This window comes from Streptococcus sp. GP0011 (assembly GCF_030546305.1).
Classification (GTDB): domain Bacteria; phylum Bacillota; class Bacilli; order Lactobacillales; family Streptococcaceae; genus Streptococcus.
The window spans coordinates 1-887 of sequence record NZ_JAUONR010000018.1 but is presented as its reverse complement, the minus strand read 5'-3'; the positions used below and the strand labels follow the sequence as shown (position 1 = coordinate 887).

1 protein-coding gene is annotated in these 887 nt (G+C 37.5%); it reads right to left on the bottom strand.

Translation table 11 applies throughout. The annotated features are described in order from the left end of the window. A partial coding sequence (locus Q4443_RS10355) for a DUF389 domain-containing protein (RefSeq protein ID WP_303408375.1) occupies positions 1–887 on the bottom strand: 887 nt, incomplete at both ends.

Sequence of the window (887 nt, the reverse complement as noted above, 5' to 3'; positions counted from 1 at the left end):
TTTTCTTTTACGAGATCTTTTTGTGAATCCTTTTCAGAGAGTTTTTGATCGATATACTTGTTAATGGTTTCATAAAATTCCTTGGTCGTATCACTGTCTAATTTTGTCGAATTATGGACTTGATTGACTTTCAATTCAACAGATTGAATACCGTAAGAGGCTTGTTTTTGGTGGAGCGTTTCTAATTCTTCGTCTGAAATCGGATCTCCAACAACCGTCAAGACCAATTCATTATTCCTTGACTTGTAGACTTGATTAATGACCGTGTGATTGGCGAACTCTTTTGCTATAAACTGTTTGATTCCTTCTTTTCGGGCTTGTTCTATCGACAGAGTGACTGCTGAATAACTGGCTGGAAGAACCAATAATACAATCAAGGATGTCAAGCCAATTTTCATTTTAATGTTTAGCTCTTTAAATGAACTTAAGGGAGATTTCCTCATCAAAATTCTTGTTCCAACAATATTTGTTAACATGATGAAGACACAGTTGATCAAGAAAAGATAGAGAGCCCCGAATAAAAATCGTACATTTCCATTAGCTAAACCATAACCTGCAGTACAGATAGGTGGCATCAGAGCTGTTGCAATAGCTACTCCTGGCACGATATTGTTTGCTTCTTTTTTCCTTGAACCAATTACGCCTGCTATCCCACCAGCAATAGCAATGAGAACATCCCAAATGGTTGGAGAGGTTCGTGCAATCAATTCGCTACTTGCATAAGATAAGGGAGAAATCCAGAAATACAGAGTCGAAACAAGCAAGCTGACCAATACTTGAGTAAATAAAACCTCTAAAGATTGCTTGATTAAACGCGTATCAAAAATAGCTAAACCGAATCCTAGTCCAACAATCGATGTCATAAGAGGGGAAATCAACATGGCTCC